The 22,112-nt window shown below is 70.7% G+C and carries 23 protein-coding genes; 12 read left to right on the forward strand and 11 right to left on the reverse strand.

Annotation, left to right across the window (positions count from 1 at the left end; translation table 11 throughout):
• The 4 genes from ACNYS0_RS14280 (at window position 1) to ACNYS0_RS14295 (ending at window position 3,678) form a co-directional block, all read left to right on the forward strand.
• Window positions 1-771: an ABC transporter permease gene (locus tag ACNYS0_RS14280; RefSeq protein ID WP_422473774.1), complete on the forward strand. Its 771-nt coding sequence runs from the start codon at window positions 1-3 to the stop codon at window positions 769-771.
• Window positions 772-806: 35 nt separating this feature from the next.
• Entirely contained in the window at window positions 807-1,520 is a 714-nt protein-coding gene (locus tag ACNYS0_RS14285; RefSeq protein ID WP_422473776.1) for a hypothetical protein, read from the forward strand.
• 113 nt (window positions 1,521-1,633) lie between these two features.
• Complete coding sequence (locus ACNYS0_RS14290; protein ID WP_422473778.1) at window positions 1,634-2,848, forward strand: ABC transporter ATP-binding protein; 1,215 nt, start codon at window positions 1,634-1,636, stop codon at window positions 2,846-2,848.
• The gene (locus tag ACNYS0_RS14295) at window positions 2,845-3,678 is read left to right on the forward strand and encodes an ABC transporter permease (protein WP_422473780.1); all 834 of its coding nucleotides are present in this window, start codon (window positions 2,845-2,847) and stop codon (window positions 3,676-3,678) included. The genes ACNYS0_RS14290 and ACNYS0_RS14295 overlap by 4 nt, the downstream gene beginning before the upstream one ends.
• A 31-nt stretch (window positions 3,679-3,709) precedes the next feature.
• Here ACNYS0_RS14295 and ACNYS0_RS14300 read toward each other — a convergent pair whose 3' ends face one another.
• Window positions 3,710-4,051 carry an ATP/GTP-binding protein gene (locus ACNYS0_RS14300; protein WP_422409872.1) on the reverse strand — a complete coding sequence of 114 codons (342 nt, stop codon included), beginning with the start codon at window positions 4,049-4,051 and terminating at the stop codon, window positions 3,710-3,712.
• 214 nt (window positions 4,052-4,265) lie between these two features.
• Here ACNYS0_RS14300 and ACNYS0_RS14305 point away from each other — a divergent pair, with 214 nt between their 5' ends.
• Window positions 4,266-5,300 carry an LLM class flavin-dependent oxidoreductase gene (locus ACNYS0_RS14305; protein WP_422473782.1) on the forward strand — a complete coding sequence of 345 codons (1,035 nt, stop codon included), beginning with the start codon at window positions 4,266-4,268 and terminating at the stop codon, window positions 5,298-5,300.
• Window positions 5,301-5,393: 93 nt separating this feature from the next.
• On the opposite strand, the gene ACNYS0_RS14310 is transcribed toward ACNYS0_RS14305, so the two are convergent.
• Window positions 5,394-5,786 (reverse strand): SCO5389 family protein, encoded by a 393-nt coding sequence (locus tag ACNYS0_RS14310; protein ID WP_385762564.1) that lies wholly within the window; start codon window positions 5,784-5,786, stop codon window positions 5,394-5,396.
• Window positions 5,787-6,039: 253 nt separating this feature from the next.
• Between ACNYS0_RS14310 and nucS the strand changes: the two genes are divergently transcribed.
• Entirely contained in the window at window positions 6,040-6,711 is a 672-nt protein-coding gene (nucS, locus tag ACNYS0_RS14315; RefSeq protein WP_422473784.1) for an endonuclease NucS, read from the forward strand.
• Between the two features lie 52 nt (window positions 6,712-6,763).
• On the opposite strand, the gene ACNYS0_RS14320 is transcribed toward nucS, so the two are convergent.
• The 4 genes from ACNYS0_RS14320 to ACNYS0_RS14335 all read right to left on the reverse strand — a co-directional run bounded on the left by ACNYS0_RS14320 (window position 6,764) and on the right by ACNYS0_RS14335 (window position 11,627).
• Window positions 6,764-9,214, reverse strand: a complete 2,451-nt coding sequence (locus ACNYS0_RS14320; RefSeq protein ID WP_422473786.1) for an ATP-binding protein — start codon at window positions 9,212-9,214, stop codon at window positions 6,764-6,766.
• A 229-nt stretch (window positions 9,215-9,443) separates the two neighbouring features.
• Window positions 9,444-9,767, reverse strand: coding sequence for an STAS domain-containing protein (locus ACNYS0_RS14325; protein ID WP_266714147.1), 324 nt, complete (start codon window positions 9,765-9,767; stop codon window positions 9,444-9,446).
• Between the two features lie 201 nt (window positions 9,768-9,968).
• Window positions 9,969-10,820, reverse strand: coding sequence for a 3-hydroxyacyl-CoA dehydrogenase family protein (locus ACNYS0_RS14330; protein WP_422409865.1), 852 nt, complete (start codon window positions 10,818-10,820; stop codon window positions 9,969-9,971).
• 168 nt (window positions 10,821-10,988) lie between these two features.
• Entirely contained in the window at window positions 10,989-11,627 is a 639-nt protein-coding gene (locus ACNYS0_RS14335; RefSeq protein ID WP_422473788.1) for a TetR/AcrR family transcriptional regulator, read from the reverse strand.
• An 82-nt stretch (window positions 11,628-11,709) separates the two neighbouring features.
• Here ACNYS0_RS14335 and ACNYS0_RS14340 point away from each other — a divergent pair, with 82 nt between their 5' ends.
• From ACNYS0_RS14340 to ACNYS0_RS14350, 3 genes are read left to right on the forward strand one after another with little or no spacing between them, the layout of a single operon-like run.
• Window positions 11,710-12,492 carry an ABC transporter ATP-binding protein gene (locus ACNYS0_RS14340; protein WP_422473790.1) on the forward strand — a complete coding sequence of 261 codons (783 nt, stop codon included), beginning with the start codon at window positions 11,710-11,712 and terminating at the stop codon, window positions 12,490-12,492.
• 5 nt (window positions 12,493-12,497) lie between these two features.
• Complete coding sequence (locus ACNYS0_RS14345; RefSeq protein ID WP_422473792.1) at window positions 12,498-13,253, forward strand: ABC transporter permease; 756 nt, start codon at window positions 12,498-12,500, stop codon at window positions 13,251-13,253.
• 13 nt (window positions 13,254-13,266) lie between these two features.
• Complete coding sequence (locus tag ACNYS0_RS14350) at window positions 13,267-13,839, forward strand: cob(I)yrinic acid a,c-diamide adenosyltransferase (RefSeq protein ID WP_422473794.1); 573 nt, start codon at window positions 13,267-13,269, stop codon at window positions 13,837-13,839.
• Between the two features lie 152 nt (window positions 13,840-13,991).
• Here ACNYS0_RS14350 and ACNYS0_RS14355 read toward each other — a convergent pair whose 3' ends face one another.
• Window positions 13,992-14,543, reverse strand: coding sequence for a hypothetical protein (locus ACNYS0_RS14355; protein WP_422473796.1), 552 nt, complete (start codon window positions 14,541-14,543; stop codon window positions 13,992-13,994).
• A 169-nt stretch (window positions 14,544-14,712) separates the two neighbouring features.
• On the opposite strand from ACNYS0_RS14355, the gene ACNYS0_RS14360 reads away from it, so the two are divergent.
• The 3 genes from ACNYS0_RS14360 to ACNYS0_RS14370 all read left to right on the forward strand — a co-directional run bounded on the left by ACNYS0_RS14360 (window position 14,713) and on the right by ACNYS0_RS14370 (window position 18,531).
• Window positions 14,713-15,888 (forward strand): sensor histidine kinase, encoded by a 1,176-nt coding sequence (locus tag ACNYS0_RS14360; RefSeq protein WP_422473797.1) that lies wholly within the window; start codon window positions 14,713-14,715, stop codon window positions 15,886-15,888.
• A complete protein-coding gene (locus ACNYS0_RS14365; protein WP_422473799.1) occupies window positions 15,885-16,532 on the forward strand; it encodes a response regulator in 648 nt (215 codons plus the stop codon). The genes ACNYS0_RS14360 and ACNYS0_RS14365 overlap by 4 nt, the downstream gene beginning before the upstream one ends.
• A gap of 139 nt (window positions 16,533-16,671) precedes the next feature.
• A complete protein-coding gene (locus ACNYS0_RS14370) occupies window positions 16,672-18,531 on the forward strand; it encodes a glycoside hydrolase family 18 chitinase (protein WP_422473801.1) in 1,860 nt (619 codons plus the stop codon).
• Between the two features lie 136 nt (window positions 18,532-18,667).
• Here the strand turns inward: ACNYS0_RS14370 and ACNYS0_RS14375 are convergent, their stop codons facing one another.
• The 4 genes from ACNYS0_RS14375 to ACNYS0_RS14390 form a co-directional block, all read right to left on the reverse strand.
• Window positions 18,668-19,123, reverse strand: coding sequence for a DUF2550 domain-containing protein (locus tag ACNYS0_RS14375; RefSeq protein ID WP_385762540.1), 456 nt, complete (start codon window positions 19,121-19,123; stop codon window positions 18,668-18,670).
• 133 nt (window positions 19,124-19,256) lie between these two features.
• Window positions 19,257-19,631 carry a F0F1 ATP synthase subunit epsilon gene (locus tag ACNYS0_RS14380; RefSeq protein WP_385762538.1) on the reverse strand — a complete coding sequence of 125 codons (375 nt, stop codon included), beginning with the start codon at window positions 19,629-19,631 and terminating at the stop codon, window positions 19,257-19,259.
• A 116-nt stretch (window positions 19,632-19,747) separates the two neighbouring features.
• A complete protein-coding gene (gene atpD, locus ACNYS0_RS14385; protein ID WP_422473803.1) occupies window positions 19,748-21,184 on the reverse strand; it encodes a F0F1 ATP synthase subunit beta in 1,437 nt (478 codons plus the stop codon).
• Window positions 21,184-22,110 (reverse strand): F0F1 ATP synthase subunit gamma, encoded by a 927-nt coding sequence (locus ACNYS0_RS14390; protein ID WP_422473805.1) that lies wholly within the window; start codon window positions 22,108-22,110, stop codon window positions 21,184-21,186. Before ACNYS0_RS14390 ends, atpD begins: the two co-directional genes overlap by 1 nt.
• Between the last annotated feature and the right edge of the window lie 2 nt (window positions 22,111-22,112).

Below are 22,112 nucleotides of genomic sequence, written 5' to 3' on the forward strand. Positions count from 1 at the left end.
ATGGCCGCGGCCCAGGTCCTCCGCTCCGAGTGGACCAAGATCAAATCGGTGAACTCGACGGCCTTCACGCTCGGCTTCGCGGTGCTCGTCTCCGTCGGCCTCGGCATGCTGATCAGCGCGCTCACCAGCAACGAGTTCGACAAGATGTCGACCGGGGACAAGCTGACCTTCGACCCGACCTTCATCTCCTTCTCCGGCCTCACCCTCGGCCAGCTCGCCATGCTGGTCTTCGGGGTCCTCGTGGTCGCGAGCGAGTACAGCACGGGCATGATCCGCACCTCGCTCGCGGCGGTCCCCCAGCGCGGCACCTTCCTCTTCTCCAAGATCCTGGTGGCCGCGCTGCTCGCGCTCGTCGTCGCGCTGGTCATCAGCTTCGCGTCGTTCTTCCTCGGCCAGCTGATGCTCGGCGACCACGGCACGGACCTGGGCGCCCCGAACGTGCTGCGCGCGGTGTTCGGCGCCGCCGTCTACATGACGCTGGTGACGATGTTCTCCATGGGCGTCGCGGCGATGCTCCGCTCCCCCATGCTCTCTCTCGGCATCCTGATGCCGTTCTTCTTCCTGGTCTCGCCGATCCTCGGCAGCGTCTCGGCGACGAAGAAGGTCGCCCAGTACTTCCCCGACCAGGCGGGCCTGAAGATCATGCAGGTGGTGGACCCGCCGAGCGACGACGCGCCGTACGGGCCGTGGGGCGGGCTCGGGATCCTGCTGGTGTGGGTCGCGGCGGCGCTGATCATCGGCTACGTACTGCTGAAGAAGCGGGACGCGTAGGACGGGCCCCGGGGCCTGCCCTACGCTGCGGCACCATGGCGCTCATCGACCCCGGCCGCACCCTCGTCTCGCTCGGCTACGACACCGTCCCCGCCCTCACCCCCCTCAGCTACCCGGGGCGCCCGGTCACCGCCCCCGCCCTGCTGCGCGGCGACGAACTCCTCGACCTGGACGTGGAGCGCGAGCTGCCCCGCTGGACCGCGGACCGCACCCCCGTGCTCGCCGTCGGCTCCAACGCGGCCCCCGCCCAGATCGCGTACAAGCTGAACAAGCTCGGCCTCCCGGTCACCGTTCCGATGGTCCCGCTGCCCACGCGCGGCATCGGAGTCGGCTGCTCCGCGCACATCGGGCGCAACGGCTACGTGGCGGCCGCCCCCTACCCCGACCCGCGGGCCGCACGCACCCTCGTCGTGTCCTGGCTCGACGCGGCGCAGCTCAAGGCGGTCGACGCCACCGAGCTGCCGAACTACCGCAGGACCCACGTCCCGAACGCCCCCGTTCCCGGTCTCCAGATGTACGTGGGCGAGCACGGCGTTCTCGTCGATCCGGGCACCGGACGCCCGCGGGCCGGCGGCGGCGATCAGGCGGGCCTCCTGAGCGCGCTCATGGCGGCCTCCGCGGAGCTGTCCGCGCTGCTCGGGCCCGCACCGCGGGACTGGGTGCGGCGCGCCGCCGCGTCCCCCGCCGTTCGCGAGGAGGGCACCCGGATCCTGCGCGCGGGCGGAACCATCCCCTCCGGCCCCGCCTGACGCTTTGCTCACTCTTGGCCGGAACCGTCAGCTCGCGTATACGCTCCTAACCCTTACGGGGGCGTCTGCCCCGACGTCCTGAAACTCTCAGAACCTTCCGATGGGTGCGGAGAATGATCGAGGCAGTCGGCCTGACGAAGCGCTACGGCGCGAAGACAGCCGTGTACAACCTTTCCTTCCAGGTGCGGCCGGGGACCGTGACCGGGTTCCTCGGGCCGAACGGCTCGGGCAAGTCCACGACGATGCGCATGATCCTCGGCCTCGACCAGCCGACCGCGGGCCATGTGACCATCGGTGGCTACCCGTACAACAAGCTCCCGAACGCGCCGCGCCAGGTGGGCGCGCTGCTCGACGCGAAGGCCGTGCACGGCGGCAGGACGGCCCGCAGCCATCTGCTGAGCCTGGCCCAGCTGTCCGGCATCCCGGCCCGCCGGGTCGACGAGGTGCTCGGCGTCGTCGGCCTCCAGGAGGTCGCGAAGCGGCGCTCCAACGGGTTCTCGCTCGGCATGGGGCAGCGGCTCGGCATCGCCGCCGCGCTCCTCGGCGACCCGCAGGTGCTGCTCTTCGACGAGCCGGTCAACGGTCTCGACCCCGAGGGCATCCTCTGGGTCAGGAACCTGATGAAGCAGCTCGCCTCCGAGGGGCGCACGGTCTTCGTCTCCTCGCACCTGATGAGCGAGATGGCGCTGACCGCCGAGCACCTGATCGTGATCGGTCGCGGACAGCTGCTCTCCGACATGAGCGTGCGGGACTTCATCGCGCACAACTCGGCGGGGTTCGCGCGGGTGCGCACCCCCGACAGCGAGCCGCAGCAGCGCGAGAAGCTGACGGCCGCGCTGACCGAGGCGGGCGGCCAGGTGCTGCCCGAGCAGGACGGCGGCCTGCGGGTCACGGGCCTGCCGCTGCCGCGCATCAGCGATCTGGCGCACGGCGCGGACGTACGGCTGTGGGAGCTGTCGCCGCACCAGGCCTCGCTGGAGGAGGCGTACATGCGGATGACGCAGGGCGCCGTCGACTACCGCTCGACCGCCGACCAGCGCGCGGGCCTGCACGAGCAGCTGCCGCCCGGCGCGGTGCCGCCCGGCCAGATGCCGGTGCCGGGTCAGGGCCAGCCGGGCTGGTACGCCCCGCCGCCGCCCCAGGCGCCGGGACAGGCTCCCGTTCAGGCCCCGATGCAGGCGCCGCCCGGGCAGCCGCCGGTCCAGCCGCCCGTCGCGGACCAGAACCCGTACGCGACCCCGATGGCCCCGCCGGCCCCGCCCGTCGCTCCTGCGCCGCCCGCCGCGCCGGCCCCGACCGCCCCGCCGATGGACAAGGACGCCCGATGAGCACGCCGCCCCCGCCCCTCGCCGCACCCGGCGCCTCGTACGCCTCGCCCATCCCGATCCGCAAGGCCCACCTCGGCGACGCGCTGGCCTCGGAGTGGACGAAGATCCGTTCCGTGCGCTCCACGATGTGGACGCTGGGCGTGATGATCGTGCTCATGGTCGGCCTCGGTCTGGCCTCCGCCGCCGTGGTCGCCTCCGACGAAGGACCGACGCCGGACAGCAACCAGGTGCTCGGCCTCGGCTTCTTCGGCACGCTGCTCGGCACCATCTGCGTGATGACCCTCGGCGTCCTGACCATCGCCTCCGAGTACGGCACCGGAATGATCCGTACGACGATGACGGCGTGCTCGAGCCGGAGCCGGGTGCTCGCCGCGAAGGCGATCGTCTTCTTCGCCCTCGTCACGGTGCTGACCACGGTGTTCGCCGCGCTCGTCGGCGCGCTCCAGGTGGGGATCGTGGGCTCGGATTCGCCGGGCGGCGGCGTGTGGGTGAAGACGACGCTCGGCGTCGGCCTGTTCGTCGCGCTGCTCGGCCTGCTGGGCCTGGCCGTCGGCACGCTCGTCCGGCACTCGGCGGGCGCGATCACCATCATGGTCGGCGTCGTGCTGCTGCCGCTGGTCATGGCGATCTTCATGTTCGCGGAGTCGCTCAAGGACCTCCAGCAGGCCCTCCTCGAGTACTCGGTCCCCAGCCAGCTAGCCGTGCTCTACGACCAGTCCGTGACCGGCAGTTCGGGTCCCACCGGCTGGGAGCCGCTGTGGATCATGGCGGGGATCACCGCGGTGGCGCTCGGCGGCGCGTTCCTGTCGATCAACAACCGCGACGTGTAGGCGTCCAGCGGTATCGGCGTACCGGCCGGACTCAGTACCGCGGCGCGTTCCTGGACCGCTGCACCTTCGTGGTGCGGCGGTCCTTCGCGTTCCAGCACGCCTTGTGCCAGTGCCGCCGGTCGTCCACTCCCCCGTACTCGGGCCAGGCCACGACATGGGCGACCCCGGAGGAGATCTGCTGGTCGCAGCCGGGGCAGCGGTACGTCTTCCCGGCCGCGCTCGCGCCCGCCACGTGGCGCACGCTCCACTCCTCGCCCTGCCAGCTCTCCGTGGACTGGAACCCGCCGTAGCGCCGCCCTTCGTCCCCACCGCCGGCGGATGCGCTGCTGCTGGACGATCCGCCTGCCTTCGGACGGTTGCGGCGCGGAGACACGTCTCACCTCGGGGTGTGTGAACGGAGCTGGAGGTCATCTCCAGCGTACGCCGAAGGCCGGGGGGCACCCGAAGACCGTCACGCCGAGGGGACCTCGTCAAGACTTGCCGGAAAATCCGCCAATCTTCTTGGGAGGCCGTGTCTTTGGCACTTGCCAACCGTTATTGCCTTCAGGGGGAATGCCCGCGTCGGCGCCAAGGAAGGCAGGAGTGCGATGCGTGTAGGGACGTTTGTACTGGCGGCCCAGTTTCCGGGCCAGGGGCAGGGGGAGGCGCTGCACCGCGCGGTGCGGTCCGCCGAGGTCGCCGAGGAGGCGGGCCTCGACTCGGTGTGGCTCGCCGAGCACCACTTCGTGCCGTACGGGACCTGTCCCTCGGCCGTGACGCTGGCCGCGCTGCTGCTCGGCCGCACCAACACCCTGCGGGTGGGCACGGCGGTCAGTGTGCTGCCGACCGCGCACCCCGTCGCCCTCGGCGAGCAGGCCGCCCTGTTGCACGTCACGTCCGGCGGCCGGTTCTCGCTCGGCGTCGGCAGGGGCGGGCCCTGGGTGGACCTGGAGGTCTTCGGGGCCGGCATCGAGGCGTACGAGAAGGGGTTCCCGGAATCCCTCGACCTGCTCCTCAAGTGGCTGCGCGACGAGCACGTCGGGGGCGCCGGGGAGCGCTTCGCCTTCCGCGAGGTCCCGGTCGTGCCGCGCCCCTCTGAGGCGATCGGCGGGGCGGGCCGGGAAGGGCCGGAAGTGATCGTTGCCTGTACGTCGCCGAAGAGCGTGCGGCTCGCCGCCGAGCGGGGTCTGCCGATGCTGCTCGGCATGCACGTCGGGGACGAGGACAAGGCGGAGATGGTCGGCCTGTGGCGGCGCTGCGCGCGCGACGCCGGGCGCCCGGTCGACGAGATCTACGCGGCGGAGCACGTGTCCGCCGGTGTCGCCCAGATCGGTGACACCGGGTCCGAGGCCTCGGAGACACTCCTGAAGGCGATGCCGGGCTGGCTGAAGCAGGGTCTTGACGCCCATGTGACGGTCGACGGGCGGGCGCGGTCGATGCGCGACCCGCACGCGTACACGGAGTTGCTGTGTTCCCTGCACCCGGTCGGCACCCCACAGCTGTGCGCGGACCGGCTCGCGGCCACGTCGGAGCGGACGGGGATCACCCGGTTCGCGCTGCTCGTGGAGGGCTCGGGAGATCTCACGGCGACGGAGGAGAACGTGCGGCGCCTGGGAGCCGAGGTACTGCCGCAACTCGGCTGACCTTGTGGGCACTTCAGCCCGGCGCCTGCCGGCCCGTACAGATGCACCTCCCGCGTACGGGCCGGCAGGCAGAGGCTGTTACGCCCTCAGCGCTCAGCAGTCACGCAGTTCCGGTGACTGGTTGAGCAGCTGATTGCGAGCCGACGTGAAGCGGGCGAGCGTCTCGTCCACCGCCGGGTCCTGCGGGAACACCGCGACCCGGTGGCAGTTCTGGAACGCCAGGCGGACACCGAAGTGCCGCTGAAGCGCCCCACGTATGGCGTCACTCGCGAGCGCACGCAGAAGCTGTCCACGTGCCTGCTCGTCCGGGGGCGGCGTCTGGTTGTCGGCGAACGCTCCGCCGTCGACCTTCAGCTGAGCCACCAGGGAGCTGATCATCTCCCATGCGTATGGCAGGGAGGTCCGGACGCAGTCGACGAAGTCCTTTTCGTCGACCTCGCCTCGCTCGGCCTGATCCAACAGTGCCGGTGAGACGTCGAGCGACATGGGTTCTCCTCTCGCACCCCCGGGGAGCGGGGGCTTACGGACAGGGCAGAAGTCCTCGGCACGCACGGGCCCGTGGAACACGCAGCGTGCACGCGCCGCGACCTCCTGTCTTCTACGGTAGGCAACGTGTCCGAACCGCAACAGGGCGTAGGGGTATTCGTTCGCACACAACCGGCCAATGGCGAACGCGTGCTTACCGTGCTTACTAGGGCGAAGTGCGTGGAGCCGTGGGGTTCGAGTAGCGTTGCCGACCATGCGTCTCGTCATCGCCCGTTGCTCCGTGGATTACGCGGGCCGGCTCACCGCCCACCTCCCGTCGGCACCCCGCCTCATCCTCGTGAAGGCGGACGGCAGCGTCTCCATCCACGCGGACGACCGTGCCTACAAGCCCCTCAACTGGATGTCGCCGCCGTGCACCTTGAAGGAGGGGACCGGGGACGACGAGGGCAAGTGGACCGTCGTCAACAAAGCGGGCGAGAAGCTCATCATCACGATGGAGGAGATCCTCCACGACTCCTCGCACGAGCTCGGCGTGGACCCCGGCCTCATCAAGGACGGCGTCGAGGCCCACCTCCAGGAGCTGCTCGCCGACCGCATCGACACGCTGGGCGAGGGCTACACGCTCATCCGCCGCGAGTACATGACGGCGATCGGCCCGGTCGACATCCTGTGCCGGGACGGCGACGGGCAGACCGTGGCCGTCGAGATCAAGCGCCGCGGCGAGATCGACGGGGTCGAGCAACTCACCCGCTACCTGGAGCTGTTGAACCGGGATCCGCACCTGGCCCCGGTGCGGGGCGTCTTCGCGGCGCAGGAGATCAAGCCGCAGGCGCGGGTTCTTGCGACGGACCGGGGCATTGGCTGCGCCGTCCTCGACTATGACGCGATGCGGGGCATCGAGGACGACAAGCTGCGTCTCTTCTGACGTTGCGGGAGGCGCGGTTGACGTCTCGGGGCTCCGCCCCGGACCCCGCGCCTCAAGCGCCGGCGGGGCTTGATTTGTCAGGCGTCGTCGTGATCGGGCCGCTCGCCGTGTCCGAGGTGTCCGGGGTCGTCGGCGCGGTCGTCGTCGGCGTCGCCGTAGGAGTTGTCGGCGGCGTGGTCGGCGGGGTCGTCGGTGGCTTGGTGGGAGTGGGCGACTTCGTCGGGGACTTGGTCGGCGATTTCGTCGGGGACTTCGTGGGCGACTTGGACGGCGACTTCGTCGGGTCGTCCGGCGACTTGGAGCCGCTGGAGCCGTCCGACGGCGACCCTGAAGCCCCGCTCGACGGCGTCGGGTCGTCCGACGTGCCGAGGACTCCGTCCTTGCCGGGGTCGGACGGCGCCGCGCTCGTTTTGCCGCCACCCGCCTTGTCGGCGCCGAGGTCCCCGCCGTTCTCCCCCGCCGTCGCCGACGGCTTCGTGTCGACCTTGTCGGACGGCGGGTCGTCGTTGCCCGACGTGGCGCCGAGCGTGACGACCGTGCCGAGCACCGCCGCGAGCAGGGCGCCCGCGCCCGCCGCCACCATGTTGCGCCGGGCTCCGCCGACCACCGACTTGCGCGCGGGCGCCTTGCCGCCGAAGGCGGGCGGGGCCGGCTGGCGGGTCACCAGGGTGTCGGGCTCGGGCGGCGCCTCCGACTGCGCGTACGCGGGGACTCCGCCGGGCGGCGAGGCCGACTCCTCGTACATCGCCTCCGGGATCTCCTCCCCCGCCGCCGCGCTCGCGCCGGGCAGCGCGACGCCCGAAAGGTCGGCGACCAGGGCGAGGGCCCGGCGCCCGGCGATCGTGCCGTGCTTGTCGGCGACGGCGCCGCGCAGCGCGATGGAGGCCTCCAGCTCGACGCGGGCCCGGTCGAGCTGCCCGCCGAGGAGCGCGAGGATGCCCAACTCGTGGTGGAAGTACGCCTCTTCGGCCACCTCGCCCGTGGTGCGCGCCGATTCGAGGCCGGCCCTGAGGGCGCGCTCCCACGCGCCCCAGGCGAGCCCGGCGGCGAAGCCGGGCGCGGCCGCGCGGGCCAGCTCCACGCACGCCTCGGTCGCCGTCGTCGCCGCGAGCGCGGCCAGGACGGCGTCGGACTCCGCGACGACCCGCTCGGGCCCCACCGACGGGTGCGCGGCCCACCAGGCGTAGTGCTGGGCGGCGGTGCGCCCGCGTCCCGCGGCGTCGGTGCCGTAGCCCGCGGCCTCCAACTGTTGGCGCACCCCGGCCGCGAGGCGGTAGCGGTTGCCGGCCGGCGTGACGAGCGCGCAGGAGACGAGTTCGGCGAGGGCCGCGTCGGCGTGCGTGTCACCGACGAGCGCCGGCAGATGCGCCTGGTGCGGGATCTCGCCGCCGAGCGCGACCGCGAACTCCAGCGTGGCGCGCGCGGACGCGCCGAGCCGGGAGGCGAGCAGCGCGGCGGGCGCCGCGGCCTCGGCGAGCGCGGGCAGCGGCACGTCGTGCCCGTCGGCGGTGTCGAAGGGCGCGTCCACGGGGGCCGCGTCCGGACCCTCGTAGTACCCGAACGCGTCGAATGCCTCGGGGTCGGTCCTGAGCTGGTCGCGCTGCCGGAGCAGGGCGCCCGCCTGTACGAACCTCAGCGGCAGGCCCTCGGACTCGAACCAGAGGTCGGCGGCCCACTGCGCCTCCTCGTCGGTGAGCACCCGGCCGACGGCCCGCTCCAGGAGCTCCTGGCCGCCGCCGCGCCCGAGCCCCGCCAGGAAGACCTCCTCGACGTGCGAGTCGGCCGACGGCGCGGGCACGTCGGGCGTCGCGGACAGCAGGAAGGCGCACTCGGGCGTCGCTTCGAGGAGTTCGTCGAGCGCGGCGCCGCCGAACTCGAGGTCGTCGAGGACGACGACGGCGCCGATCTCGTGGACGAGTTCGAGCAGCAGCGCGCGGTCGGGTCGGTGCAGCGGCGCCTTGTGGACCGCGCCGAACAGCTCGTACAGCAGGTCGTCGACGGAGCGCCGGTGGCCGCAGAGCCGGACGACGCCGTCGGGCGCGATGTCGGCGCAGTCCTCGGTGACCTGGTCGAGCAGCGCCGTGCGCCCGGAGCCCGCGGGTCCTGTGAGCCGGACGGAGCGGCCGCGCGCCAGGAGCCGCACCAGGCGCTCGCGCTCCTCCTGGCGCTCCAGGAGCGGCCGTTGGGGCTGTGCGGGCCCCGGCGGCAGCGGTGGCCGGGCGGCGCGGGCGAGTGCCGCGCGCTCCGTGGCGTCGTACTTGGCGGGCCGGCCCGGGCGCTCTCCGGGCGGGCAGGGTTCGATCTCGCTGCCGTCCACGGGATTGACGGTCAGCAGGTGGCCGCCCGAGACGATCTGCACGGTGCGGGCGAGCGCGGGTGCGGGCTGGCCGTAGTCAGGTGTCAGAGGATCGCGGGGCGGACGCTGTCGTCCCCCGCTGCCGCCCTCTGTCCCCTCGTGCCGTTCCTGGCTGGAATCTTCCGGTCCCCGGTTCGTCGGGTCCATCGTCAAAGCCCCCCAAAAGCGTGGTGCGCCGCTTGCCCCTCCCGGCCTGTGCGCACCACGCTGTCGCTGCGCCCAGTATCTACGAAGCCGGGAGGTACCGCGCCGCCCGAGACGTCACAGTCTCGTGAGGATTGTCGGCGATTCCAGCCGGAATGACTGGTTCACCCCTTCCGGGGACATACCTTCCGTTTCAACCGCACAACTCCGGCCACACGCGCGGCCTTCCGCCTCAGACGCGGGGCAGGGACTCGACGCCGATGCCGCCCTCGATGGCCAGAATCCGGTGCAGCCGGGTGGCGACGAGCAGGCGCTGCATCTGGGGCGGCACGCGGCGCAGCACGAGCCGGCGTCCGCAGCGGCCCGCGCGGCGGTGGGCGCCCATGATGACGCCGAGGCCCGTCGCGTCCCAGGAGTCGAGTTCGGACAGGTCGAGCACCAGGTCGCCGATTCCGTCGTCGACGGCGGTGTGCAGGACCGAACGGGCGTCCGCCGCGCTGCGGACGTCGAGGCGGCCCCCGACGACCAGCTCGACGTGGTCGCCCCTGATGTACATATGCGCTCCCCGTGGGAAATTCAGAATGGTCGGAGTACGCGACTGCTCCAGTGCTTCTGAGCCGGTACTCAGCTGGTCATGTGATCCGGGTGATCTGGGTATGTCACTGCAACTGACGGGCCGCGGGGGCCGAAAGTTGCCGTCTGTAAGCGAACCGATACCGAATTCACCCCGAGGGGTGACATGGCATCAGCCGTGCGGTCAAGCGTGCTTGTAGAAGCCCTGCCCGCTCTTGCGGCCGATGTCACCGGCGTCCACCATCCGGCGCATCAGCTCCGGCGGCGCGAACTTCTCGTCCTGCGACTCGGTGTAGATGTTCTCCGTCGCGTGCAGCAGGATGTCGACGCCCGTCAGGTCCGCGGTGGCGAGCGGCCCCATCGCGTGCCCGAAGCCCAGCTTGCAGGCGACGTCGATGTCCTCGGCGGTGGCGACCCCCGACTCGTACAGCTTCGCGGCCTCGACCACGAGGGCGGAGATGAGACGGGTCGTCACGAACCCGGCGACGTCCCGGTTCACCACGATGCAGGTCTTGCCGACGGACTCGGCGAACTCCCGCGCGGTGGCGAGCGTTTCGTCGCTCGTCTTGTAGCCGCGCACCAGCTCGCAGAGCTGCATCATCGGCACGGGCGAGAAGAAGTGCGCGCCGACGACGCGCTCCGGGCGGGCGGTGGCCGCCGCGATCTTGGTGATCGGGATGGCCGAGGTGTTCGAGGCGAGCACCGTGTCGTCCCGCACGATCTTGTCGAGCGCGCGGAAGATCTCGTGCTTGACCTCGAGCTTCTCGAAGACGGCCTCGACGACGACGTCCGCGTCGGCCGCCGCGTCCAGGTCGGTGGTCGCGGTGATGCGGCCGAGCGCGGCTTCGGCGTCGGCGGCGTCGAGCTTCCCCTTGCTCACGAACTTCTCGTACGAGGCCTTGATCCCGTCGGTGCCTCGCGCGAGCGCCTCGTCGGTGACGTCGCGCAGGACGACGTCCCAGCCCGCCTGGGCGGAGACCTGCGCGATGCCCGACCCCATGAGGCCGGCCCCGATGACGGCGAGCTTCCTTGCCACGTACGTCCCCTAACCGCGTGTCCCGCGCGACCGCTTAACCGCTGTTTACTTGCTCTCCGGCGGACACTAGCGCCCGTGAGCGGCCGTGTGACAGCTAAGAGATGCGCGTCACGTCTCGAATGACGGACATCACACTGGTACGGATCACTGATCGATCATCCGTGCTCATCAGGCGCCACGGACGGCGTAGTTGAGCACCTTGGCGCTCAGAAGTTCCTCCATCTCGTCGAGCTCGTCGAGCATCTCGCGGGAGACCTCGGCGGGGGTGCCGCCCTCGACCATCCGGCGTCCGATGTGCGCCATGACGGTCTGGTGCACCCACCCGATCTGACCCGCGATCAGATCCGGCAGCCCGTCGCCCTCCGCGGCGCCCGTCTCCTCGCGCAGCGTCTCGACGAGGTTGTCGTGGACCTCCTGCTGGATGGCCCACAGTCGGGAGCGCAGGGCGGGCGCGGCGTGCACCACGCGCATGAAGTCGCTGTAGCCCTCCATGAGCCCGACGCGCGGCGAGACCGACTCGACCTCCTCACGCAGCTCACGCAGCACGGCGGCGGCCGCGGACTCCCCCGCCCCCCGGCCGCGCACCCAGCGGGACATCCGGTCGACGACCCCGGAGGCCCGGTCGAGGAAGAGGTCCTCCTTCGCCGGGAAGTAGTTGTAGACGGTGTTCACGGAGACGTTCGCCGCGTCCGCGATCTCCGCGACGGTCACCGCGTCGAAGCCGCGTTCCAGGAACAGGCCGGTCGCCACGTCCGAGATGTACTGCCTGGTCTGCCGCTTCTTCCGCTCCCTGAGCCCTTCTGCCATGCGCCGATTCTACGGGTTCGCTGGCCTCGCTGAAATTTTGGGGACGTTGCAAAATTTAAGCGACTCTGTTTTTCTGGCCCGCATGGCAGTCATCAGCACGTCCGGGCTCGCCCGGACCTTCACCACCAAGAACGGCCCCGTCGAGGCGGTCCGCGGCATCGACCTGCGCGTCGAGCCGGGCGAGATCCTCGGCTTCCTCGGACCGAACGGAGCCGGCAAGACGACCACCCTGCGGATGCTCACGACGCTGCTCGCGCCGACCGGCGGCGCGGCCACCGTCGCGGGCCACGACCTGGCGAGCGATCCGGCGGGGGTGCGGCGCGCCGTCGGTTACGTCGCCCAGTCCGGCGGCGTCGACCCGAACATCTCCGTACGCGAGGAACTGGTCACGCAGGGCCGCCTGTACCGGCTGCCGAAGCGCCGGGCCGCCGCGCGCGCCGAGGAGCTGGCGGCGGATCTCGGCCTCACCGACCTCATGGACCGGAAGGCGGGCGCGCTCTCCGGCGGGCAGCGGCGCCGCCTCGACATCGCGATGGGGCTCGTGCACCACCCCACGGTGCTCTTCCTCGACGAGCCGACGACCGGGCTCGACCCCGGCAGCCGCGCCGACCTGTGGGACCTGGTCCGCCGGCTGCGCGCCGAGCACGGCACGACCGTCTTCCTGACCACGCACTACCTCGACGAGGCGGACGCGCTCGCGGACCGGATCGTCGTGGTGGACAAGGGAGTCGTGGCCGCGGAGGGCACGCCGAGCGCGCTCAAGCTGGCGCACGGCGGGTCGATCGACGCGACGCTCCAGGACACGTTCCTGGCCATCACCGGGCGCGGACCGGCGCCCGTGGACACGACCCCGGTGGCGGTGTGAGCGCGATGAAGACCCTTGCTTGCGATACGAGGATCATCTTCGGGCGCTACGCACGCCAGACGCTCTCCTCCCGGTTCCAGATGCTCTTCGGCATCCTCATGCCGCTGCTGTACCTGCTGTTCTTCGGGCCGCTGCTCACCGGGCTCCCGCTGGGCTCCACCGGCAGCTCCTGGCAGGTCCTCGTCCCCGGACTGCTGCTTCAACTCGGTCTGTTCGGGGCGGCGTTCTGCGGTTTCGGGATCCTCATGGAGAAGAACCACGGCGTGCTGGAGCGGATGCAGGTGACGCCGGTCAGCCGGCTCGCGCTGCTGCTCGGGCGCGTACTGCGCGACACCGCGCTGTTCGCCTTCCAGGCCGTACTGCTCGTGCTCACCGCGCTCGCGATGGGCCTGCGGGCGCCGCTCGCGGGCATCCTGATCGGCCTCGCCTTCGTGGCGCTCCTGACGGTCTCGCTCGCGTCCCTGTCGTACGCGCTCGCCTTCAAAGCCCGTACCCCGCAGGAGTTCGGTCCCGTCATCAACGCGGTCACCATGCCGTCGATGCTGCTGTCGGGCCTGATGCTGCCGATGGCACTCGCGCCCGGCTGGCTGGACGCGCTCTCGCACGTCATGCCGCTGCGTTATCTCGTGGACGCGATGCGGGACGCGTACGTCGGGCACTACGCGACGGCGAACATGCTCTACGGGGCGCTGGTCGCGCTCGCCTTCGCGGCGCTCGCCGTGACGGTCGGCACACGCGGCTTCCGGCGGGCCGCCGCGTAATTAGGGTGGTCGCATGGTCAATCTGACGCGCATCTACACCCGTACCGGAGACAAGGGCAGCACCGCCCTCGGCGACATGAGCCGCACCGCCAAGACCGATCTGCGGATCTCGGCGTACGCGGACGCCAACGAGGCGAACGCCGTGATCGGCACCGCGGTCGCCCTCGGCGGTCTGGAGGAGGAGGTCGTGAAGGTGCTCACGCGCGTCCAGAACGACCTCTTCGACGTCGGCGCCGACCTGTCGACCCCCGTCGTCGAGAACCCCGAGTTCCCGCCGCTGCGCGTCGAGCAGTTCTACATCGACAAGCTGGAGGCGGACTGCGACCACTTCAACGAGCAGTTGGAGAAGCTGCGGTCCTTCATCCTCCCCGGCGGCACCACGGGCGCCGCGCTCCTGCACCAGGCGTGCACGGTCGTCCGCCGGGCGGAGCGTTCGACGTGGGCCGCGATGGAGGTCCACGGCGAGACGATGAACCCGCTCACGGCGACCTACCTGAACCGCCTCTCCGACCTCCTGTTCATCCTCGCGAGGATCGCGAACAAGGAGGTCGGGGACGTGCTGTGGGTACCGGGCGGCGAGCGCTGACAACACTCGCGCAACCCCGACGAGAACCGCCGACAACATCCGCCCCCTGCCGGGGGTCCGGGGGTCGCCCCCCGGGCAAACACAGCATCCTGGCGCGGATCGCGAACAAGGAGGTCGGGGACGTGCTGTGGGTGCCGGGCGGCGAGCGTTAGTCACCCTTTGCCGGCCGTCACCGGCGGCGCCTTCTTCGGGAACACCGTGTAGCTCAGCGCGATGATCACGTTGATCGCGATCAGGAAGAGCATGCGCTGCTGCCACTGCGTGAGGGACTCGGTCGCCCCGGCCTCGCCCACGTACCAGATCGCGCCCTGCAACAGCCCCATCGCGATGACGGCGGCGAGGATCCAGCGCGCTGCCAGCTTCCACTCGTGGATCGCGCGCGGGACCCCGTACTTGGGGGTCGAAGGCGGCGGGCCGCCCGCGAAGCGGTGGGCGACGCGGACGTCGACCCACGTGATCGTGTAGTGGCCGAGGGCGATCGAGTAGCCGATGTAGACGGCGGCCAGGCCGTGCTTCCAGTCGGGTTCGGCGCCGTTCTTGAGGTCGATGGCCGTGACGATCAGCAGCAGCACTTCGAGGAGCGGCTCGCACAGCAGGACGGCCACACTCGCACGCGGCATCCTCGCCCAGTAGCGCAGGGCGAGACCCGCGGCGAGGAGCACCCAGAAGGCGACCTCGCAGACGACGATCAGCGTGACGATCACGGTGGGCTCCTCTCGTTCCGTTCCCCTGTTTCCAGGCTCCCTGCCGCGCGGCGCGGGATCGTCGTCGTACGTGACGAAGTGGCACTGCATCCTTCGATGTAGTGCCGCGCGGACCGGGCTCGTCCCGCCGCACCATGGCAGGACCGCCCCGGCCGTGTTGGATGGAGTCATGCAGGCCCCCGCTCTCCCCCGCCCGCACCGCGACGACGTGCGCATCGCCGTCGGCGGGCTGCTCGGCGGGCTCGCGCTGTGGGGCATCGGCCTTCCGATGAACGGGGGCCGGCCACTCGGCGGGGCGTGGGCGCTCCTCCCGCTCGTCCTCATGGCGGCCCTGGAGCTGCTGCGCCGCACCCGGCCCCGGTTCGCGGTGGTCGTCGGGACCTTCGTCGCGATCGCCGACCAGTTCACCGACGGCAATCTGGCCACGGTGCTGATGTTCACGGACCTGATGTACGCGGCCGCGCTGTACGGGACACCGGCCACCGCGCGCCGCCTCCCCGTGATCACCGGCCTGCTCACCGTGGTCGTCACCCTCGGATTCCTGGCGTGGTGGCGCAAGCCCGAGGCGGTGCTGATCGGGGTGGTGACCGGACTCGTGTCGTTCGGGCCCGCGGCCACCGGCGTGCTGATGCGGAGCCACCGGGACAAGGCGGCCGCCGAACGGCTGCGGGCCGAGCAGACCGCGCTGCTCGCCGAGCTCGACCGGACGCAGGCCGTGACCGCGGAGCGCGCCCGGATGGCCCGCGAGCTGCACGACATGGTGGCGAACCACCTCTCGGCGATCGCGATCCACTCCACGGCCGCGCTGTCCCTCGACGACCAGGACACCACCCGTACGGCGCTGAGGACGATCCGCGAGAACAGCGTCGACGGCCTCGCCGAGATGCGCCGCCTCATCGGCATCCTGCGGGACGCGGGCGAGGGCGAGGAGCCGGCCGCCGCGCCCACCCTGGCGGGCCTCGGCGCCCTCGTCGAGCAGTCCCGCACGAACGGCCTCGACGTCCGGATGAGCGTGTCGGGGGCCGTCACCGGTCTGCCCGCGCCGGTCGAGCTCGCCGCCTACCGCATCGTCCAGGAGTCCCTCACGAACGCGCTCAAGCACGCGGGGCCCGGCCGCGTCACGGTGGCCGTCGACCGGACGGACGCGTACGTCGACGTGCGGGTCGACAGCCCGCGCGGCGAGCGGGACGGCGGGCCGCGCGTGCCGGGCTCCGGCGCCGGGCTCGTCGGGATGCGGGAGCGGGCGGCGCTGCTCGGCGGCACGTTCGAGGCGGGGCCCGACACCCCGGGCGGCACGGTCTGGCGGGTGTGCGCCCGCCTCCCCCTGGAAGGAGTCACCGAGTGATCCGCGTACTCGTCGCCGAGGACCAGTCCGCCGTACGGGCCGGGCTCGTCCTCATCCTGAACAGCGCGCCCGACATCGAGGTCGTGGGCGAGGCGGCGGACGGCGAGCAGGCGCTCGAACTGGCCCGCGAGCTGCGGCCCGACCTGGTCCTCATGGACGTCCAGATGCCGCGGCTCGACGGGGTTTCGGCCACCCGTGCCGTGGTCGAGGAGGGGCTCGCCGACGTGCTGGTCCTGACCACCTTCGACCTCGACGCGTACGTGTTCGGGGCACTGCGGGCGGGGGCGTCCGGGTTCCTGCTCAAGAACACGGACGCGAAGGACCTCCTGGAGGCCGTCCGCACGGTCGCCCGGGGCGAGGGCCTGATCGCGCCGGCCGTCACCCGCCGCCTGATCGCCGAGTTCGCGCGACCCTGCGACGACGAACCGGCCGACCTCCCACCGGAGTTGGAGACGCTCACGCGCCGGGAGCGGGAAGTGCTCGACCGGCTGGGCGACGGCCTGTCCAACGCGGAGATCGCGGACCGGCTCGACATGGCGGAGGCCACGGTGAAGACCCATGTCAGCCGCCTGCTCGGCAAGTTGAACCTGCGCAGCAGGGTGCAGGCAGCCGTGCTGGCGCGGGAACTTGGCCGAAAGCCGTGATTGGTTTAGACCTTGACCGCTGGTCCAGACCTTTCTATTCTCGCCGCACTGCGGTGAGCACACCCCCCCACTCCGGTGCTCATGGGCGTCGCAGGGTTCCACCCCCATTACGGACCCCGGACCTCCCGAGGAGCACCCGATGCACCCGACTGACGTACCCAGACCGAGACTTCGGCACAGAACGACCGCGGCACTGGCGACCCTCGTCCTGCCGGCCGCCGCCCTCGTCGGCCTCGCCACCCCCTCCCACGCCGCCGCCGAGGCCACCACCGTCACCGCCACGTACGCCAAGACCCAGGACTGGGGCAGCGGCTTCGAGGGCAAGTGGACCATCAAGAACTCCGGGACCACGAGCGTGAGTTCGTGGAACGTCGAGTGGGACTTCCCGTCCGGCACGAAGGTGACCTCGGCCTGGGACGCGACCGTCACCAACTCCGCCGACCACTGGACCGCCAAGAACCTCTCCTGGAACGGGACGCTCGCCCCCGGCGCCTCGGTCTCCTTCGGCTTCAACGGCACCGGCTCCGGCGCCCCCACGGGCTGCAAGCTCAACGGCGCCTCCTGCGACGGCGGCGACGTCCCCGGCGACGCGGCACCCTCCGCGCCGGGCACCCCGACCGCCTCCGGCATCACCGACACCTCGGCCAAGCTGTCCTGGTCGGCCGCCACCGACGACAAGGGCGTCAAGAACTACGACGTGCTGCGCGACGGCGCCAAGGTCGCCACGGTGACCGGCACTTCGTACACCGACACGGGGCTGAGCGCCGGCACCGACTACTCGTACACGGTGCAGGCCCGCGACACCGCCGACCAGACCGGGCCGGTCTCCGGCTCCGTCAAGGTGCACACCACGGGCGGCGGCACCGACCCGGGCCCCGGCACCGGCGGCAAGGTCAACATGGGCTACTTCACCGACTGGGGCGTCTACGGCCGCCAGTACTACCCGAAGAACCTGGAAACCTCGGGCTCGGCCGCCAAGGTCACGCACATCAACTACGCCTTCGGCAACGTCCAGGGCGGCAAGTGCACCATGGGCGACGCCTACGCCGACACCGACATGGCGTACACGGCCGCCAACTCCGTCTCCGGACAGGCCGACACCTGGGACCAGCCGCTGCGCGGCGCCTTCAACCAGCTGCGCCAGCTGAAGGCCAAGCACCCGAACCTCAAGGTCATCTGGTCCTTCGGCGGCTGGACCTGGTCCGGCGGCTTCGGTGAGGCCGCGAAGAACCCGGCCGCGTTCGCCGACTCCTGCTACAAGCTGGTCGAGGACCCGCGCTGGGCCGATGTCTTCGACGGCATCGACATCGACTGGGAGTACCCGAACGCGTGCGGTCTGAGCTGTGACACGTCCGGGCAGGACGCGCTCAAGAAGCTGACGACGGCGCTGCGTTCGAAGTTCGGCTCGCAGAACCTGGTCACGGCGGCGATCACGGCCGACGCCTCGTCCGGCGGCAAGATCGAGAAGAACGACTACGCGGGCGCCGCCCAGTCCCTCGACTGGTACAACGTCATGACGTACGACTTCTTCGGCGCCTGGGACGCGAAGGGCCCGACGGCCCCGCACTCCCCGCTCACCTCGTACTCCGGCATCCCGCAGCAGGGCTTCAACTCGGCCGACGCGATCGCCAAGCTGAAGGCTCAGGGCGTACCGGCCTCGAAGCTCCTGCTCGGCATCGGCTTCTACGGCCGCGGCTGGACCGGCGTGACGCAGAAGGAGCCGGGCGGCACGGCGACGGGTCCCGCCGCCGGCACGTACGAGCAGGGCATCGAGGACTACAAGGTCCTCAAGACCAAGTGCCCCTCGAACGGCACGGTGGCCGGGACGGCGTACGCGCACTGCGGCTCGGACTGGTGGTCCTACGACACCCCGGCGACGATCGGCTCGAAGATGAGCTGGGCCAAGTCCCAGGGCCTGGGCGGCGCGTTCTTCTGGGAGTTCTCCGGCGACACCTCGAACGGCGAACTGGTCACGGCCATCAACTCCGGCCTGAAGTAACCCCCGCAGACCGAAGCCGGGCCCACGGGAACGCCCCCCGTCGGCCCGGCTTCTCCATGCCTGCTCCCCCACGGGCTCCAATTTTGGAGCCCCTGCGGCGATTGAGCAGCGGGGTCCGGGGCGGAGCCCCGTGGCGTCACGCCACGTTGACCCGTTGGCCGGGAGGCGCCGCCTCCAGCCACGCGAGGAAGCCGGTGAGCGCGTCCTCGCTCATGGCGAGCTCCAGACGCGTACCGCGATGCGTACAGGCAAGAACGATCGCATCCGAGAGGAGCGCCAGCTCCTCCTCGCCCTCGGGCGCCCGCCGCCCGGTCACCTCGATGGCAGCCCGCTCCAGAATCCGCTTGGGCCGCGGCGCGTACGAGAAGACGCGGAACCACTCGACCCGGTCACCGTTGTAGCGGGCGATCCCGTAGCCCCACCCTTTGCCGGAGGCATCCGCCGCTTCGGGCGCCGGCGCGTCCCACCGCAGCGAACAGTCGAACGTACCGCCGGAGCGCTGGATGAGCCGCCGCCGGACTCCGAAGGCGACAAGCCCCACCACCACGAGCACGACGACCGCGACTACGCACAGCACAAGAACGAGGACCATCTGCACCGACCTCCTCGCTTCTCGACCGATAACGGAACAGCAAAACAGTTGTAGATCGCCTCAGCCGCGACCCGGTCCGGAGATTATCTCCGGCTCGGGCCGCGGCTGAGGTACATCATGTGGCTCGCTGGATTCAGCGCGCCGCCACCGTACGGAGTCGCACGTCGGCACGACGCTCGGCGGACGCGTCGGCGTCCGACTTCGCGCGCTCCAGCGCCCGCTCCGCCCGCTGGGCGTCGATCTCGTCCGAAAGCTCGGCGATCTCGGCCAGCAGGGACAGCTTGTTGTCGGCGAACGAGATGAAACCGCCGTGGACAGCCGCCACGATCGTTCCGCCGTCCGTCGTACGGATCGTCACGGGTCCCGACTCCAGCACACCGAGCAGCGGCTGGTGACCGGGCATGACGCCGATGTCGCCGGACGTGGTACGCGCGACGACCAGGGTGGCCTCGCCGGACCAGACACTGCGGTCCGCGGCGACGAGCTCGACGTGCAGCTCAGCAGCCAAGGTGGGCTCCTCGGGTCACCACCCGGCGGCATCCGCTGCCGGGTGTCGGTTCAAAGTCTAGTGGGCGTGACGGGAGGGCCGGGACATACCCCCGACCCTCCCTACGAGCACGGGGCTCAGGAGACGCCGAGCTCCTTGGCGTTGGCCTTGAGGTCCTCAATGCCACCGCACAGGAAGAACGCCTGCTCCGGGAAGTGGTCGTACTCGCCGTCGATGATCGCGTTGAACGCGGTGATCGACTCGTCCAGCGGGACGTCCGACCCGTCGACGCCGGTGAACTGCTTGGCGACGTGGGTGTTCTGGGACAGGAAGCGCTCCACGCGACGGGCGCGGTGGACGGTGAGCTTGTCCTCCTCGCCGAGCTCGTCGATGCCGAGGATCGCGATGATGTCCTGAAGGTCCTTGTACTTCTGGAGGACCGTCTTGACGCGCATGGCCGTGTTGTAGTGGTCCGCCGCGATGTAGCGGGGGTCCAGGATGCGGGACGTGGAGTCCAGCGGGTCCACGGCCGGGTAGATGCCCTTCTCGGAGATCGGACGGGAAAGCACCGTCGTCGCGTCGAGGTGGGCGAACGTGGTCGCCGGGGCCGGGTCGGTCAGGTCGTCCGCGGGCACGTAAATGGCCTGCATGGACGTGATCGAGTGACCACGCGTCGAGGTGATGCGCTCCTGGAGGAGGCCCATCTCGTCGGCGAGGTTCGGCTGGTAACCCACGGCCGAGGGCATGCGACCCAGCAGGGTCGAGACCTCGGAACCGGCCTGCGTGAAGCGGAAGATGTTGTCGATGAAGAACAGCACGTCCTGCTTCTGCACATCGCGGAAGTACTCCGCCATGGTCAGACCCGCGAGGGCCACGCGCAGACGGGTGCCCGGCGGCTCGTCCATCTGACCGAAGACCAGCGCGGTCTTGTCGATGACGCCGGACTCGGCCATCTCCTCGATGAGGTCGTTGCCCTCACGGGTGCGCTCGCCGACACCGGCGAACACGGAGACACCGTCGTGGTTGTTGGCGACGCGGTAGATCATCTCCTGGATGAGCACCGTCTTGCCGACGCCGGCACCACCGAACAGGCCGATCTTTCCACCCTTGACGTACGGGGTGAGAAGGTCGACGACCTTGATGCCGGTCTCGAACATCTCGGTCTTCGACTCGAGCTCGTCGAAGTTCGGAGCCTTGCGGTGGATGCCCCAGCGCTCGCCCGTGTACTGCTCGTCGGTGTTCAGGACCTCGCCGAGGGTGTTGAACACCTTGCCCTTGGTGAAGTCGCCGACGGGCACCGTGATGGAGGCGCCGGTGTTCACGACCGGGGCCTGGCGGACCAGGCCGTCGGTGGGCTGCATGGAGATCGCGCGGACCAGGCCGTCACCGAGGTGCTGCGCGACCTCGAGCGTCAGGGTCTTCTTCTCGCCGTCCTTGGCCGGGTCGGCGACCTCGACGTGAAGGGCGTTGTAGATGTCCGGCATCGCGTCGACGGGGAACTCCACGTCGACGACCGGGCCGATCACCCGGGCGACGCGGCCCGTGGCGACGGCCGTCTCAACAGTGGTGGTCATTACTTGTCACTCCCCGCGGTCGCGTCGGCCAGGGCGCTGGCGCCACCGACGATCTCGCTGATTTCCTGGGTGATTTCGGCCTGGCGGGCCGCGTTGGCAAGTCGCGAGAGGTTATTGATCAGGTCTCCCGCATTGTCGGTCGCCGACTTCATCGCGCGGCGCGTGGCGGCGTGCTTGGAAGCAGCCGACTGGAGCAGCGCGTTGTAGATCCGGCTCTCGACGTAGCGCGGCAGCAGGGCGTCGAGGACGTCCTCCGCCGACGGCTCGAAGTCGTACAGCGGAAGGATCTCGTCGCCCTTGCCGGACGCCTTCGACTCCTCCGCCACCTCTTCGAGGCTGAGCGGCAGCAGCCGGCCGTCGATGGCCGTCTGCGTCATCATCGAGACGAACTCGGTGTAGACGATGTGGAGCTCGTCCACGCCGCCCTCCGCCGTCTCCTTCTCGATCGCCTCGATCAGCGGGGCCGCGACCTTCTTGGCGTCCGCGTACGTGGGCTCGTCGGTGAAGCCCGCCCACGACTCCACGACCTTGCGCTCGCGGAAGTTGTAGTGGGCGAGACCGCGGCGGCCGACGATGTACGTGTCGACCTCCTTGCCCTCGGCCTGGAGCCGCTCGGTGAGCTGCTCCGCGGCCTTGATCGCGTTCGAGTTGAAGGCACCGGCCAGACCGCGGTCGCTCGTGAGCAGCAGCACCGCGGAGCGGGTCGCCGTCTCGGGCTCGGTCGTCAGCGGGTGCTTTGTGGTCGACCCCGTCCCCACCGCCGTGACCGCGCGCGTGAGCTCGGTCGCGTAGGGCGTGGAGGCCGCCACCTTGCGCTGCGCCTTGACGACGCGCGAGGCGGCGATCATCTCCATCGCCTTGGTGATCTTCTTGGTCGCGGTGACGGATCGGATGCGACGCTTGTAGACCCGGAGCTGGGCTCCCATGA

It is taken from the genome of Streptomyces anthophorae (genome assembly GCF_049310305.1).
Lineage (GTDB): Bacteria > Actinomycetota > Actinomycetes > Streptomycetales > Streptomycetaceae > Streptomyces.